The organism is Achromobacter sp. HZ01 (genome assembly GCF_003267925.1).
Lineage (GTDB): Bacteria > Pseudomonadota > Gammaproteobacteria > Burkholderiales > Burkholderiaceae_B > Achromobacter > Achromobacter pulmonis_A.
This window is the reverse complement of record NZ_LWKV01000005.1, coordinates 35,924-49,812: the sequence shown is the minus strand read 5'-3', so window position 1 is coordinate 49,812 and position 13,889 is coordinate 35,924. Positions and strand designations below refer to the sequence as shown.

The 13,889-nt window shown below is 67.6% G+C and carries 14 protein-coding genes; 3 read left to right on the top strand and 11 right to left on the bottom strand.

Annotated features, from left to right (window positions below):
* Positions 1–79: 79 nt before the first annotated feature.
* The 8 genes from priB to A6B37_RS22870 all read right to left on the bottom strand — a co-directional run bounded on the left by priB (position 80) and on the right by A6B37_RS22870 (position 6,995).
* A complete protein-coding gene (gene priB, locus A6B37_RS22905; protein ID WP_102774783.1) occupies positions 80–403 on the bottom strand; it encodes a primosomal replication protein N in 324 nt (107 codons plus the stop codon).
* 51 nt (positions 404–454) lie between these two features.
* Positions 455–829 (bottom strand): 30S ribosomal protein S6, encoded by a 375-nt coding sequence (gene rpsF / locus A6B37_RS22900; RefSeq protein WP_102774784.1) that lies wholly within the window; start codon positions 827–829, stop codon positions 455–457.
* Between the two features lie 224 nt (positions 830–1,053).
* On the bottom strand, positions 1,054–1,968 hold the full coding sequence (locus tag A6B37_RS22895; RefSeq protein WP_102774785.1) for a DUF817 domain-containing protein: 915 nt from the start codon (positions 1,966–1,968) through the stop codon (positions 1,054–1,056).
* A 7-nt stretch (positions 1,969–1,975) separates the two neighbouring features.
* Entirely contained in the window at positions 1,976–2,773 is a 798-nt protein-coding gene (folE2, locus tag A6B37_RS22890; protein ID WP_102774786.1) for a GTP cyclohydrolase FolE2, read from the bottom strand.
* Between the two features lie 189 nt (positions 2,774–2,962).
* On the bottom strand, positions 2,963–4,825 hold the full coding sequence (gene dxs / locus A6B37_RS22885) for a 1-deoxy-D-xylulose-5-phosphate synthase (RefSeq protein WP_111827009.1): 1,863 nt from the start codon (positions 4,823–4,825) through the stop codon (positions 2,963–2,965).
* Between the two features lie 53 nt (positions 4,826–4,878).
* Positions 4,879–5,790 (bottom strand): polyprenyl synthetase family protein, encoded by a 912-nt coding sequence (locus tag A6B37_RS22880; RefSeq protein ID WP_111827008.1) that lies wholly within the window; start codon positions 5,788–5,790, stop codon positions 4,879–4,881.
* A 6-nt stretch (positions 5,791–5,796) separates the two neighbouring features.
* Positions 5,797–6,063 (bottom strand): exodeoxyribonuclease VII small subunit, encoded by a 267-nt coding sequence (locus A6B37_RS22875; protein ID WP_102774788.1) that lies wholly within the window; start codon positions 6,061–6,063, stop codon positions 5,797–5,799.
* A gap of 77 nt (positions 6,064–6,140) precedes the next feature.
* A complete protein-coding gene (locus tag A6B37_RS22870; RefSeq protein WP_102774789.1) occupies positions 6,141–6,995 on the bottom strand; it encodes an IclR family transcriptional regulator in 855 nt (284 codons plus the stop codon).
* Between the two features lie 140 nt (positions 6,996–7,135).
* On the opposite strand from A6B37_RS22870, the gene A6B37_RS22865 reads away from it, so the two are divergent.
* From A6B37_RS22865 to A6B37_RS22855, 3 genes are all read left to right on the top strand, one after another.
* Positions 7,136–8,104 carry a tripartite tricarboxylate transporter substrate binding protein gene (locus A6B37_RS22865; RefSeq protein ID WP_102774790.1) on the top strand — a complete coding sequence of 323 codons (969 nt, stop codon included), beginning with the start codon at positions 7,136–7,138 and terminating at the stop codon, positions 8,102–8,104.
* Between the two features lie 113 nt (positions 8,105–8,217).
* Complete coding sequence (locus A6B37_RS22860; RefSeq protein ID WP_102774791.1) at positions 8,218–9,228, top strand: acyltransferase family protein; 1,011 nt, start codon at positions 8,218–8,220, stop codon at positions 9,226–9,228.
* A gap of 299 nt (positions 9,229–9,527) precedes the next feature.
* A complete protein-coding gene (locus A6B37_RS22855) occupies positions 9,528–10,676 on the top strand; it encodes an aromatic ring-hydroxylating dioxygenase subunit alpha (RefSeq protein WP_102774792.1) in 1,149 nt (382 codons plus the stop codon).
* Between the two features lie 77 nt (positions 10,677–10,753).
* Here the strand turns inward: A6B37_RS22855 and A6B37_RS22850 are convergent, their stop codons facing one another.
* From A6B37_RS22850 to phnX, 3 genes are all read right to left on the bottom strand, one after another.
* On the bottom strand, positions 10,754–11,884 hold the full coding sequence (locus A6B37_RS22850) for a TIGR03364 family FAD-dependent oxidoreductase (RefSeq protein WP_111827007.1): 1,131 nt from the start codon (positions 11,882–11,884) through the stop codon (positions 10,754–10,756).
* 57 nt (positions 11,885–11,941) lie between these two features.
* On the bottom strand, positions 11,942–12,964 hold the full coding sequence (locus tag A6B37_RS22845; RefSeq protein WP_111827006.1) for a putative 2-aminoethylphosphonate ABC transporter substrate-binding protein: 1,023 nt from the start codon (positions 12,962–12,964) through the stop codon (positions 11,942–11,944).
* Positions 12,965–13,058: 94 nt separating this feature from the next.
* Entirely contained in the window at positions 13,059–13,889 is an 831-nt protein-coding gene (gene phnX / locus A6B37_RS22840) for a phosphonoacetaldehyde hydrolase (protein WP_111827005.1), read from the bottom strand.

The following is a 13,889-nucleotide window of genomic DNA, read 5'->3' as shown; positions in this document are numbered from 1 at the left end:
TGAGGGGCCGGGCCTTGCCCGCATCCCCATAACCTATCCGTTTTCAGAAGGCGCTCATCGCGCCCCTTGCTCATTCCCTTCAGGCCACCAGCGGGTCGCGCCCTGCGCTGCCGGCTATCCTGCGCGCCTGCTGCAGATGCAGCTTGAGTTTCACCGAGTCCTTGCGCACGGGGGCCAGAAACCCCTGCACCAGCAATTCGGACCCTAAGGCGGTGTCCTTCAACAGCAGCGCCAGATCGCCCAACGCCACGGCCGCGATCGTCAGTTCCACACGGCGCGCAAGGCCGGCTTCGATGACTTCGGACTCGTGCGCCAGCAGCATTTCCAGCGCTGGCAATCCGGCGGGAGTGTGGCGCAAAGGCTCGCATTCGAGAACGCGGGCGCTGAGTTCCAGTTTGTTCATCCTGCCAGGCACCGGGGGGACCAGATGGAACGAGCTCTGCGTGAGCCCTGCTTACTCGGCCTGAGCCGCGGCCGCTTCCGCCGAAGCCTTGCGGGCTTCTTCGCGCTCGACCGACTTCATCATGATCGAGGGAGCGGTCTGGGCCTTCTTGGTCTTGATGACCAGGTGGCGCAGCACGGCGTCGTTGTAGCGGAACGAGTGTTCCAGCTCATCCAGCGTGGCTTGGCCGCACTCGATGTTCAGGCAGACGTAGTGAGCCTTGACGAGCTTCTGGATCGGGTAGGCCAGTTGACGGCGACCCCAGTCTTCCAGGCGGTGGACGGTGCCGCCTTGACCCGTGACCAGCGTTTGGTAACGCTCGACCATGGCGGGCACTTGCTCGCTCTGGTCGGGGTGAACGATAAACACTACTTCGTAGTGACGCATGAGTAAAACTCCTTGAGGATGTCTCGCTGGCCGGTAACCCCCACTTCCGCACCTCCGCGCTTTCCACCACGAAGGCTTTTTTTCTTTCAAAAAAAGGGATATGCCGGCCCGCAAGGGGCAGCCCGCTGCCAGGGGTTTTTTAAAACCAACCCAGCGGTCGAGCAAGAAAGCTCTCGATTATCGCCGATTGGGCGGCTGGAATCAAGCCGCCCTGCTGTGAACAATCAGGGACGGGCCATTTCACCGACAGCGGCGGCGGCCGGACCGGCGTCGGCCGCCTCGATTTCCCGCGGCCGGTTGACCACGCTGACCATCACGTAGCTGATGATCATGAGCAGAAACCACGAGCCCAGCTTGGCGATGGACACCCACTCCCAGCCGGCCGCCTGGTTCGGGTAGCGCCAGGCATGGGCGAAGGTGCCGATGTTCTCGGCGAGCCAGATGAACAGCGCCACCAGCGTGAATCCCAGCAGCAGCGGCATGCGGCGGTAGTCGCGCCAGATCCGGAAGTACACCCAGCAGCGGGCGAACAGCACCGCCGTCAGCGCGAACAGCAGCAGCCTGAAGTCGGCGATGAAATGGTGGGCGAAGAAGTTCACGTAGATCAGCGTCGACAGCGCCAGCGTGGCCGGCAGCGGCGGATGCGCCCGGAAGCGGAAGTCGAACAGGCGCCAGACCCGCGCCAGATAGCTGCCGACGGCCGCGTACATGAAGCCCGTGAACAGCGGCACGCCGCCGATGCGCAGCACGCTGGCCTCGGGATAGATCCAGGAGCCGGCCGCGGTCTTGAACAGTTCCATCGCCGTGCCCACCACATGGAACATCAGGATCACGCGGGCCTCGCTCCAGGTTTCCAGGCGCAGCGCGAGCAGCGCCGCCTGGATGCCCAGCGCGGCCAGGGTCAGGAAGTCGTAGCGGGCCAGCCAGACGTCCTTGGGGTACCACCAGTAGGTCGCCAGGAGCAGCGCGCACATCAGGCCGCCGAACAGGCAGGCCCAGGCCTGTTTCACGCCGAAGCGGAAGAACTCGTAGAGCGCGACGCCGAAACGGCCGCGGCCGGCCAGGTTGCCGGCCAGCCGCGATTCCCAGCCCTGCAGCCGCGCAATGAGCGGCCAGTCGTGGGCCGCCGGATGGCGCACGGCAGGCTCAGCCTTCGACGACGGCGTAGGCCGAGTGGTTGTGGATCGATTCGAAGTTCTCGGCCTCGACGCGGTAGCGCGCGATGCCGGGATGGGCGTTCAGGCGGGCCGCCACGTCGCGCACCAGGTCCTCGACGAACTTGGGATTGTCGTAGGCGCGTTCGGTGACGAACTTCTCGTCGGGGCGCTTGAGCAGGCCCCACAGTTCGCACGAGCCCTCTTCTTCGATCAGGCGGATAACGCTGTCCATGCTCAGGTCGCCGTCCAGGATGGCCGAGACGGTGACGTGCGAGCGCTGGTTGTGCGCGCCGTATTCGGAAATGGCCTTGGAGCACGGACAGAGGCTGGTGACGGGCACCTGCACGACCAGTTCGAACTCGACCTCCGCGCCCTGGGCGCGGGCGATCCACTGGACTTCGTAGTCCAGCAGGCTCTGCACGCCGGAGATCGGGGCGGACTTGTTGATGAAGTACGGGAAGGCCGCCGTGATGTCGCCGCGCTCGGCGTGCAGCAGCGGCAGCATGTCGGCCGCCATGGCGCGGAACAGGGCCGGCGTCATGGGGGTGCTGCGGTATTTTTCCAGCAGCGCCACGAAGCGGGACATGTGCGTCCCCTTTTCTTCGGCGGGCAGCGCCACGGTCAGGGTCCAGTTGGCCACGGTGCCCTGGGGCGCGCCATCGCCGCCCTGGATCAGCATGGGGTGGCGCACGCCACGGATACCCACGCGCTGGATCGGGATGTGCCGGGTGTCCGCCGAGCTCTGGACGTCGGGCATCACGATGGCGGGGTCGATCGGAGAATTCATTTCGGCTTACCTGTCCAGGCGTACAGCCGTCAATATGCTGGGAGCCTGGGAATCTAGATGAAGGGGGCCATTATCGCCCATAAGGCCGCATTCGCCAGTGAAAACCCTTTGCCGGGTAGGTTGACGGGGCCGGAACAGAGTGTTTCATCCGCGGACCCGGGCATGCCGCCCCGGTCCGCGGGCCGGGCTTCAGCCCAGCAGGTCGGCGTAGCGCGCGCGGATCGAGCGTTCGATGCCGGCCGCGTCCAGGCCGATGCCGGCCAGCAGCGCCGACTGCTCGCCGTGGTCGATGAATTCGTCGGGCAGGCCCAGCTGCAGCACCGGAATCTGCACCCCGGCGGCGCTCAGCGTTTCCAGCACCGCGCTGCCGGCCCCGCCCATGACGGAGGCGTCCTCGATCGTGACCAATGCATCGTGGCGAGCCGCCAGGTCCAGCACCAGATCGCGGTCGATGGGCTTGACGAAGCGCATGTCGGCGACGGTCGCGTCCAGTTTCTCGGCCGCGCCCAGCGCGGCCTGCACCAGCGTGCCGAAACCCAGGATGGCGATGCGGGCGCCCTCGCGGCGCACCACGCCGCGGCCCAGCTCGACGGTGTCCAGGCCGGGCGCGGGCTCGGCGCCGCAGCCCGCGCCGCGCGGATAGCGCACCGATGCGGGGCCGGGATACTGGTAACAGGTCGACAGCAGCAGGCGCGTTTCGTTTTCGTCCGAAGGCGTGGCCACCACCATGTTCGGCACGCAGCGCAGGAACGCGATGTCGTAGTTGCCGGCATGGGTGGCGCCGTCGGCGCCGACGATGCCGGCGCGGTCCAGCGCGAAGGTGACGTCCAGGTTCTGCAGGGCGACGTCGTGGATGAACTGGTCGTAGCCGCGCTGCAGGAAGGTGGAGTAGATCGCGACCACCGGCTTCTGGCCTTCACAGGCGATGCCGGCGGCGAAGGTCACGGCGTGCTGCTCGGCGATGCCGACGTCGAAATAGCGCTGCGGGAAGCGCTTTTCGAATTCCACCAGCCCGCTGCCTTCGCGCATGGCCGGCGTGATGGCGACCAGGCGGGTGTCCTGCTCGGCCATGTCGCACAGCCACTGGCCGAACACCTGAGTGAAGGTGCGCTTGCCGGGCGCCTTGGACTGCTGGATGCCGACGGCCGGGTCGAACTTGCCCGGGCCGTGATACAGCACCGGGTCGGCCTCGGCCAGCTTGTAGCCTTGCCCCTTGCGCGTCACCACGTGCAGGAACTGCAGGCCTTGCAGGGCCTTGAGGTTCTGCAGGGTCGGCACCAGCGCGTCCAGGTCGTGGCCGTCGATGGGGCCGACGTAGTTGAAGCCGAATTCCTCGAACAGCGTGGCCGGCGTGACCATGCCCTTGGCGTGTTCCTCGAAGCGGCGCGCCAGTTCAAGAACCGGCGGCACGTGCTGCAGCACCGCGCGGCCGACGTTCTTGGCCGCCGCGTAGAAGCGGCCCGACATCAGGCGGGCCAGGTAGCGGTTCAGCGCCCCGACCGGCGGCGAGATCGACATGTCGTTGTCGTTCAGGATCACCAGCAGGTTGATGTTGGGCGTGACGCCGGCGTTGTTCATGGCTTCGAAGGCCATGCCGGCCGACATCGCGCCGTCGCCGATGACGGCGATGTGCTGGCGCTGCACGCCGGCGTTGCGCGAGGCCACCGCCATGCCAAGCGCAGCCGAGATGGAGGTCGACGAGTGCGCGGTGCCGAAGGCGTCGTACTCGGACTCGCTGCGCTTGGGAAAGCCCGAGATGCCGCCCTGCTGGCGCAGGCGGGCCATGCCGGCGCGGCGGCCGGTCAGGATCTTGTGGGGATAGGACTGGTGGCCCACGTCCCAGACGATGCGGTCATGGGGCGTGTCGAACACCTGATGCAGCGCCAGCGTGAGCTCGACGGTGCCCAGGTTGGACGACAGGTGTCCGCCCGTTTTGGATACCGATTCCAGCACGAAGCCCCGCAGCTCGTCGGCAAGCTTTTTCAGCTCGCGGCGATCCAGGCGCTTGAGGTCTGCCGGGGATTGAATGCGGTCCAGTAAATCTGTCGTCATGCTTTTATTCGGTTCGTTGGCCCGGACTGCCTGCCGTCCGGGCTAGTCTCGGCTCAGCGGTCCCGAAGGACGATGAAGTCGGCCAGCTCGGCCAGGCGCTTGCCTCCCTCGCCCAGCGGCGCCAGCGCGGCCAGCGCGTCCTCGCGCAATGCTTCAGCAAATGCCCGCGCCTCGTCAAGCCCGAGCAGCGATACGTAGGTGGGCTTGTTCTCGGCCGCGTCCTTGCCCGGCGTCTTGCCCAGGCTGGCGCTGTCGGCGGTGACGTCGAGGATGTCGTCGACCACCTGGAACGCCAGGCCCACGGCCTGCGCATAGGCGTCCAGCGCCTGGCGCGTGGCCGAACTGGCGCCCGCCACGATGCCGCCCAGCGCCACACTGCACGCGAGCATGGCGCCCGTCTTCATGCTGTGCATGGTCTGGAGCTCGTCGCGCGACAGCGCGCGCCCGACGCTGAACAGGTCGATGGCCTGGCCGCCCGCCATGCCCTGGCTGCCGGCGGCGCGCGCCAGCGACTGAGTCGCCTGCACGATGAGCGCCGGCGCGATCGGCATGGAAGCCAGCAGGTCGAACGCCAGCGGCTGCAGCGCGTCGCCGGCCAGCATGGCGGTGGCCTCGTCGAACTGCACGTGGGTGGTGGGCCGGCCGCGGCGCAGCGTGTCGTCGTCCATGCAGGGCAGGTCGTCGTGCACCAGCGAATAGGCGTGGATCAGTTCGACCGCCGCGGCGGCGCGGTCCAGCGAAGCCTCGATGGCGAGGACGCTGCCGCTGACCGGGCAGGCCTGCCCCGCCGCATAGACCAGCGCGGCCCGCACCCGCTTGCCGCCGCCGAGGACGGCGTAGCGCATGGCTTCGTGCAGGCGCGCCGGCAGCGCGTCCGCGGGCGGCAGCAGATCGTCCAGCACGTCTTCGACGTGCCGCACGCGCCCCTGCAGCCACTCCGGGAAGGGGAGTTGTATTTGCTTCATCGGTTCTTATTCGTCATCCAGCGCCGCCGGGTCCAGCGGGCGCAGCAGGTCGCCCTCCAGGACCTTCACCTGCTGCTCGGCCTGCGCCAGACGCTCCTGGCAGACCCGCGTGAGCGCCACGCCGCGCTTGTAGGCGGCCAGCGATTGCTCGAGCGGCAACGACCCGTCTTCCATGGCCGCGACCAGCGCTTCGAGTTCGGCCAGCGCCGTTTCGAAATCCTGGGGCAAGGAGGAGTCATCGACCTGCGGGTCGGCTTGTGGGGAGTGGGCCAAACGGGTCTCCGAGGACGCTAGGGGTGGATCAATCCGTGAATTGTACGAGATACCCAAACCCTGTCGCGGCACGCATTTCAGGCGGGGGTTCCGGCCAGCCCCGCGACGGCGGCGCGCAGCAGGGGCGCCACCTGCGTGCGCAGCTGCGCCTCGGGCAGCAGGCCGGCCGGGCCGCCGCAGCTCATGACGAACACGCCCTCGCCCGTGACCGAGGCGAACGGCACCGCGGCCGCGTGGATGCCCGACTGCCACTCGCCGATGGCGTAGCAGCAGCCCGACTCGCGCAGTTCCGCGCGGGCGCGCTCGATGGCGGCGGCCGGCGGCGCGGCCTCGCCCAGCCGCGCCAGCGCTTCGTCGCAGGCCGGCGCCGGCAGGCTGGCCAGGTAGGCCCGCCCCATGGCGCTGTCCAGGCTGGCCCGGTAGCCGACCGGCAGGCGCAGATAGAGCGCGGACGAGCCGTGGATGGCCTCGACGTAGGTCATGGCGTCGCCGTCGAAGGCGCCCAGGGCGACGGCCGCGCCCGTGGCGCGGGCCAGCTCCGTCATGGAGGCCTTGGCCAGTTCGCGCACCTCCAGGCCGGCCAGCAGGCCGAAGCCCAGCGCCAGCACGCCGTAGCCGGGCGAGTACTTGCCCGTGTCGGGGTGATAGCGCAGATAGCCCAGCTCGGTCAGCGTGTAGGTGATGCGGCTGATGGTGGGCTTGGGCAGGCCGGTCAGCCGCGCCAGGTCCAGGTTGCCCAGCGCGGTCACGCCGTGGCGGAAGCAGCGCAGCACCTCCAGCCCGCGCGCCAGGGCGGTGATGAAGTCCGGCGAATTGGCGCCCTCTCCTGCGCCGGCGGCGCGCTTGCGGCGCGCGGGCAGGCTGAGCTCGACCTTGCCGTCGGGTTTGGCGGCGGGATGCGCGATACGCCTGGCGTCAGAAAAAGATTGCATTTCTATTCGCTTCGTTTTTATAGTTTATTTCGAATAACAAAATAAAATTCCATAGTTCGGAATTTAAAGCATGCCGGCCCGGATGACAAGCGGGCCCGCGGCCGGCCATCCACACCCGTACGCGAACCAAGGGGAAACACATGATGCGCACGAGCTTCAAATTGCTGGCTACCCTGGTCCTCGGCGCCGCCGCACTGAGCGCCCAGGCCGACACCTATCCGTCCCGCCCCATCAAGGTCATCTCGCCCTTCCCGGCCGGCGGCGCCACCGACGTGCTGACCCGGGTGCTGGCCGAGCGCATGGCCAAGACGCTGGGCCAGCCCATGATCGTCGAGAACAAGGCCGGCGCCGGCACCTCCATCGGCGCGGCGTTCGTGGCGCGCGAGGCGCCCGACGGCTACACCATCCTGATGGCCACCAACTCCACGCTGGTGACCAACCGCTACCTGTACAAGGACCTGCCCTACGATCCCGACAGCTTCGCCCGCATCGGCATGGTGGGCGTGGGGCCGCTGGTGCTGCTGTCCAGCCCCAAGCGGCCCTTCGCCGGCACGCAGGACGTGGTGGCCTACGCCAAGCAGCACCCGGGCAAGCTGACCTTCGCCACGTTCGGGCCCGGCACCTCGTCGCACCTGGCCGGCGAGCTGTTCAAGAAGCGCGCCGGCATCGACATCCTGCACGTGCCCTTCAAGGGCGCCACCCAGGCCCTGCCGGCGCTCATCAGCGGCGAAGTGGACCTGTTCTTCGACATGGTGGCCACCGGCATGCCGCAGGCCGACGCGGGCAAGGTCAAGGTCTTCGCCATCACCAGCCCCACGCGCCTGCCCACCCAGCCCAAACTGGCCACCATGGCCGAACAGGGCTATCCGGATTTCGACCTGACCGCCTGGTTCAGCTTCGTGGCGCCCAAGGGCACGCCCGCCCCCGCCATGGACAAGCTGCGCCAGGCCCTGGCCGAGACGCTGCAGGACGAGGCGATCAAAAAGCGCATGCTTGAAATGGGCATAGACCCGCGCTCGGGCACGCCGGCCGAACTGGACCGCCAGATCGCGAGCGAACAGCCCATCGTCGCGCAGCTGGTCAAGCAGGCCAACATGGCGCCGCAGTAAATACACGGGGCGGACCCTTGTTGTCAGCCCCTGTTACCAGGCCCTAACGCCTGGATACACCGGCCCCGCCGGCCCGGCTGCTATGGTGAAACAAACCCCATAGCGAATGCCCGATGCCGTACCTCGAAGAAAGATATGCACGGCTGGACGCTGCGCGCTGGCTGGCGGCCCTGGCCGTCGTCCTGCTGCACAGCGCAGCCATGATCGTCAGCAATCCCGCCGCCTATGGCGGCGGCGCGTGGCTGGCCGCCAACCTGTACGATTCGGCGGCGCGCTGGTGCGTGCCCGTCTTCGTCATGGTCAGCGGCGCCCTGCTGCTGGACCCCGACAAGCCCCAGGACGCGCGCCAGTTCTACAGCCGGCGCATGGCGCGGATCTGCGCGCCGCTGCTGTTCTGGACGCTGTTCTACCTGGCCTGGCGCACCGGGCTGGACTGGTGGGACGACGGCCGCATCGATTTTTCGTTCTGGCCGCGCAAGGTCGCCCAGGGCGAGCCCTATTACCACCTGTGGTACCTGTACATGATCGTGGGGCTGTACCTGTTCGCGCCCCTGATCCGCCTGCTGTATGCGCGCAGCACGCCGCGGGCGCGCGCGCTGTGGGTGGTCGGCATCCTGGGCGTGGCGATCCTGGACTCCCTGTACCGCCGCGCGCTGGGCGCGCCCGCCGGCTTCTTCCTGACCTGGTTCCTGCCGTATCTGGGCTATTTCGTGGCCGGCCGCCTGATCTTCGACGGCCAGATGCGGGTGCCGCGTCCGCGCCTGATGCTGGCGGCCAGCGTAGCCGCGACCGCGCTGGGCGTGTATGCCATGTCCAACAGCCGCACGCTGGACACGTATTTCTATGACTATTTCAGCCTGACCGTCCCGTTCATGTCGCTGGCGGCCTTCCAGTGCATCGTGTCGTCGCCGCGCCTGCCGCGGCTGGCTTCGCTGGCCCCGCTGACCTTCGGGGTCTACCTGATCCATCCGCTGTTCCTGGACGTGGCGCGCCGGGCCGGCGCGATCACGGGCGCGCGCAGCGACGCGTGGGCGGTGCCGCTGCTGGCGGCCGCCGTATTCGCATTGTCGGCAGCCAGCAGCTGGCTGCTGAGGAGGCATCCAGCCACCCGCAGACTGGTCTGAATTCTGCGGCGCCAGGACTTCGTCCGTGCTTGCGTATCATCGCGGGCGCGGGTCTGGCCCTTGGGGTACAATTCACGGCTTATTTGATCGGCCAGACACCGATTTTTCTTCGCGCCAGAACGGAATTCACCCAGCGGATTTCACTTGGCGGACTTGCCCAGCGGAATTCAGGCGGCGGATTTGGCCAGGCCATCAGGCCCGGCCGGACGAGATTGCCGCGCACGCCGGGCGAGCCACCAGGCAAAGCTGCTCGGCGACAGCTCAACCGTCCTGGCTTTTTTATCCGAGCGGAGGGAATCATGACCGACATCGGTCGGATGGCACATGTAGTGCCAGCTCGCACCCAGCTACCCGTCAGCGCATATTTTGACGAAGCCCTCTTTGCCCGCGAGCAAGAACTCATTTTCAAGCAATCCTCGCAATACGTCGGCCACCAGAAATTGGTGCCCGAGGTCGGGGACTGGCGCACGCTGGTCCAGGAAAACGGAGGTCGCCTGCTGGTCCGCAACCAGCAAGGCGTCGAACTCATCTCAAATGTCTGCCGCCACCGGCAGGCATTGATGCTTGGCGGCGAAGCCGGCAACGTGGCCGGCAACTGCAATACCAAGGGCAACCTGAAGGCGACCGGCGGCAACATCGTGTGCCCGCTGCACCGTTGGACGTACAACAACAAGGGCGAGTTGTTGGGCGCGCCCCAGTTCGACACCACGCCCTGCATGAACCTGCAGAAGTTCCGCCTGCGCGACTGCCACGGCCTGCTGTTCGAAGGCCCGCGCGACCCGGCCGCCGACATGGCGCCGCTGTTCGCGCGGCCCGAGTTCGACTTCGGCGACTACGTGCTGGACCACGTCGAGGTGCACCAGTGCAACTACAACTGGAAGACCTTCATCGAGGTCTACCTCGAGGACTACCACGTCGGTCCGTTCCACCCCGGCCTGGGCCGCTTCGTCACCTGCGACGACCTGAGCTGGGAGTTCAACGACTGGTACAGCCTGCAGCGCGTCGGCGTGCACAACGCGCTGGCGCAGCCGGGCTCGGAGGTCTACAAGCAGTGGCATGACCGCCTGCTGGCGTTCCGCGAAGGCGACGCGCCCGATTTCGGCGCGGTCTGGGTCACGTATTTCCCGACCCACATGATCGAGCTGTATCCGCACGTGCTGGTGCTCTCCACGCTGTATCCCAAGAGCCCGCAGGAAACCGTGAACGTGGTCGAGTTCTACTACCCCGAGGAAATCGCCGCCTTCGAGCGCGAATTCGTCGAGGCGCAGCGCGCCGCCTACATGGAGACGGCCATCGAGGACGACGAGATCGCCGAACGCATGGACGCCGGCCGCAAGGCCCTGATGCAGCGCGGCGTCAACGAAACCGGCCCCTACCAGTCGCCCATGGAAGACGGCATGCAGCACTTCCACGAATGGTATCGCCGCATCATGCAGGACCGGGTCTGAGGCCCTGCCGTGCAAACAAAAAAGCCTTGCTTGCCCGCAAGGCTTTTTTTTTTCGCCGGTGAGCCGGGCTGCGCGGATCAGCGGCCGAGCGTCCCGGCCACGGCGCGCTCGCCGATGGCCAGCCCCACCGTCATGCCCACGCCCGAGTGCATCACCGCGACGGTCGTGGCCGCATCCACGGCCATCACCGAGAACGGCGCCGGGCCGTGCGCGCCGTACACGCCCTGCCAGCGCTCCAGCACCCGCAGCCGCGCGCCCAGGGCCTGCGACGCCAGGTCCAGCATCGCGTCGTCCACGGCCTCGTCGTTGAACGGCGGGGCATCCTGGCCGTAGCGGTGCGAATCGCCGATGATCAGTTCGCCGTAGGGCGTGGGGCTGATCAGCAGGTGGATGCCGTTTTCCAGCAGCATGGGCGTGCGCGCCTGGATCACTTCGCGCAGCGCCAGCGCCGACGGCAGGTCGGAGAACGCGCCGTAATGCACGCAGGATAGGCCAGTGAGCAGGGGCCGATCGAGCGCGATGGGATCGGCCTCGAACGCGGCGCGCAGCATCTGCAGGCGCGTGACCTCCAGGTTCAGCGGCGCGAACAGCTCCGGCAGCAGGGTCAGGTAATCGTGGCCGGGGCAGACGAACACGTGCCCGCCCTGGAATTCGCCGGCCGACGTGCAGACCCGGCCGCCTTCGACGGCGCGCGCCAGCGTGCCGGTGATGAAGGTGACGCCCAGCGACTCGGCCAGGTAGCGCGTGATCGCCGGCAGCGCCTCGCGCGAATAGATCTGCAGGTCGTCATGGCCTTGCAGCGCGGCGCAGTGATGCGCCAGCCGCCCGCCGTACAGGCGCGCGACCTCGCGGCCCGACAGCAGTTCGGCGCGATAGCCTTCCTGCCGCATGCGGGTTTCGGCGAATTCCTGCAGCACGTCCGCCTCGTCGGCGTTGCGCGCCAGCACCAGCGCGCCGTTGGCCCGCACGTGGAAGCCCGCCTTGCCCGCCAGGTCCAGCCACAGCTCGCGCGCCTGCTGGGCGTGCGACAGCATCGTGCCCGGCGCCTGGCCGGTCACGATCACCTGGCCGAAATTGCGGACCGTGGCGCCATGCGCCTGGCGGCTGCGCTCGATCACGGCCACCGACAGGCCGCGCTTGGCGGCCGCCCAGGCGTGGGCGATGCCCAGCATGCCCGCGCCCACCACGATTACGTCAAAGTTCTTCATTTCTGGACCACTGGAAAGAATTGGGGGCCACCCTTGCGGCGGCCCCGATAACGCTGCTTACTTCTTCTTCGGCTCGGACTTGCCGTCGTAGCGCTTGGTCCATTCCGCGATGATGCGTTCGCGGTTCGTGGCGGCCCACACGAAGTCGTTCTTGATCATGCGCTTGGTCAGGTCGGACGGCAGGTTGGGGTTGACGGTCGCCACCGAGGGAATCGCCAGCACCGCGAAGTTGGCCTTGTACAGCTCGTTAGCTTCGCGGCTGGCCGAGAAGTCGGCCAGCTTGCGGGCGGCCTCGAGGTGCTTGGTGCCCTTGACGATGGCGGTGGCCTCGACTTCCCAGCCCAGGCCTTCCGACGGGAACACGGCCTCGACCGGCGCGCCGTCGGCCTTCAGCTTGGCGGCGCGGTAGTCGAACGACACGCCGATCGGGAATTCGCCGGCGGCGGCCAGGTTGCAAGGCTTGGAGCCGGAATGCGTGTACGAACCGATGTTCTTGTGCAGCGCGTCCATATAGGCCCAGCCCTTTTCTTCACCGAAGATCTGCAGCCAGGCGCTCACGTCCAGGAAGCCCGTGCCCGAGGAGGCCGGGTTCGGCATCACGATCTTGCCGGCGTAGACCGGCTTGGTCAGGTCCTGCCACGAGGTGGGCTTGGGCAGCTTTTGCTTTTCGGCTTCGATGGTGTTGAAGCAGATGGCGGCGGCGTAGCCGTCCATGCCGACCCACGAAGGCTCGGCCTTGGCGTCGCGCATGTTGGGCGCGATCTGGTCCAGGCCCTTGGGCGCGTACGGCAGCAGCATGCCTTCCTTGTCCATCAGGCCCAGGGCCGTACCGGCCAGGCCCCAGATCACGTCGGCCTTGGGATTGCTTTTCTCGGCCAGCAGCTTGGCGGCGATGATGCCCGTGGAATCGCGCACCCACTGGATCTTGATGTCGGGATGGGCCTTTTCGAAGGCGGCCTGGTAGGCCTTGATCTGGTCGGCTTCCAGCGCCGTGTAGACGGTCAGGGTGGTCTCGGCGGAAGCGGCGCCCATCACGCCCGTCAGGGCGGCGGCCAGTGCAAGCAGCTTGTAGCGATTCATGGAGTACTCCGTTGGTAGGCGGAAAAAGGCTGCAAAACCCCGCGGGGCCGGCGCAAGCCGGTCCCGTGTGCAGCGAACGCGGGGCGGTGAAGGGTCAGGGACGCTTGCCTGCCGACAAGCGGGATTCGATATCGGCGATCACACCGGGCAGGTCGGCGACGGTGTCGATCAGGTAGTGCGGCGCGGCCGGGGAAAGCTCGGCGCTGGCCCTGGCCCGCACCTGCTGGCGCCCGGCCTCGTCCAGGCTCAGGTACTGCTCCAGGGTCAGGCCGGCGGCATTGCCGGAAAGCAGCAGGCCCACGGTCCACATGCCGGCGCGGCGGCCCTCTTCGATGCCGGGCGCGGTGTCGTCGACCTTGATGCAGGCGGCCACGTCCGACAGGCCCAGCTCGACCACGTTCTTCAGCGCCATGGCGGGCGCCGGACGGGCGCGCGGCACGTCGTCGCTGGCCACGATGCAATCGGGTTCCAGGCCCTCGGCGGCGGCGCGCTCGACCACGCGGCGCATGACGCTGTCGGGGTAGCCCGAGCACGAACCGATCTTCAGGCCGCGCTGGCGCAGCACGCGCAGCAGTTCGGCCGCGCCGGGTATGGCCGCGGAATACTGGGCGACCTTCTCCAGCTGCATGGGCAGGAAGCGCTCGTAGATGGCGGTCACGTCATCGTCGGTGGGCAGGCGGCCGAAGCGTTCCTGGTACTGGCTGGCGATGGCAGGCTCGTTGCACAGCGTGCGGATGTGGTCCCACTTGCCCATGCCCATGGGGCCGCGGGCCTGCTCCAGCGACACGTCCATGCCGAACTGGGAGAACGCATCGACGAAAACCTTGGTGGGCGCGAAGGAACCGAAATCGACCAGCGTTCCGGCCCAGTCGAAGATCACCGCTTCCAGGCGGACGGGCAAAGGGGAAACTGTCATGGGGGTCAT

What these genes read in the sequence shown, in the direction of transcription:
- priB (WP_102774783.1), bottom strand. Translation starts at nt 403, where the DNA reads ATGAACAAACTGGAACTCAGCGCCCGCGTTCTCGAATGCGAGCCTTTG.
- rpsF (WP_102774784.1), bottom strand. Translation starts at nt 829, where the DNA reads ATGCGTCACTACGAAGTAGTGTTTATCGTTCACCCCGACCAGAGCGAG.
- folE2 (WP_102774786.1), bottom strand. Translation starts at nt 2,773, where the DNA reads ATGAATTCTCCGATCGACCCCGCCATCGTGATGCCCGACGTCCAGAGC.
- dxs (WP_111827009.1), bottom strand. Translation starts at nt 4,825, where the DNA reads ATGACGACAGATTTACTGGACCGCATTCAATCCCCGGCAGACCTCAAG.
- A6B37_RS22880 (WP_111827008.1), bottom strand. Translation starts at nt 5,790, where the DNA reads ATGAAGCAAATACAACTCCCCTTCCCGGAGTGGCTGCAGGGGCGCGTG.
- A6B37_RS22870 (WP_102774789.1), bottom strand. Translation starts at nt 6,995, where the DNA reads ATGCAATCTTTTTCTGACGCCAGGCGTATCGCGCATCCCGCCGCCAAA.
- A6B37_RS22865 (WP_102774790.1), top strand. Translation starts at nt 7,136, where the DNA reads ATGATGCGCACGAGCTTCAAATTGCTGGCTACCCTGGTCCTCGGCGCC.
- A6B37_RS22860 (WP_102774791.1), top strand. Translation starts at nt 8,218, where the DNA reads ATGCCGTACCTCGAAGAAAGATATGCACGGCTGGACGCTGCGCGCTGG.
- A6B37_RS22855 (WP_102774792.1), top strand. Translation starts at nt 9,528, where the DNA reads ATGACCGACATCGGTCGGATGGCACATGTAGTGCCAGCTCGCACCCAG.
- A6B37_RS22850 (WP_111827007.1), bottom strand. Translation starts at nt 11,884, where the DNA reads ATGAAGAACTTTGACGTAATCGTGGTGGGCGCGGGCATGCTGGGCATC.
- A6B37_RS22845 (WP_111827006.1), bottom strand. Translation starts at nt 12,964, where the DNA reads ATGAATCGCTACAAGCTGCTTGCACTGGCCGCCGCCCTGACGGGCGTG.
- phnX (WP_111827005.1), bottom strand. Translation starts at nt 13,889, where the DNA reads ATGACCCCCATGACAGTTTCCCCTTTGCCCGTCCGCCTGGAAGCGGTG.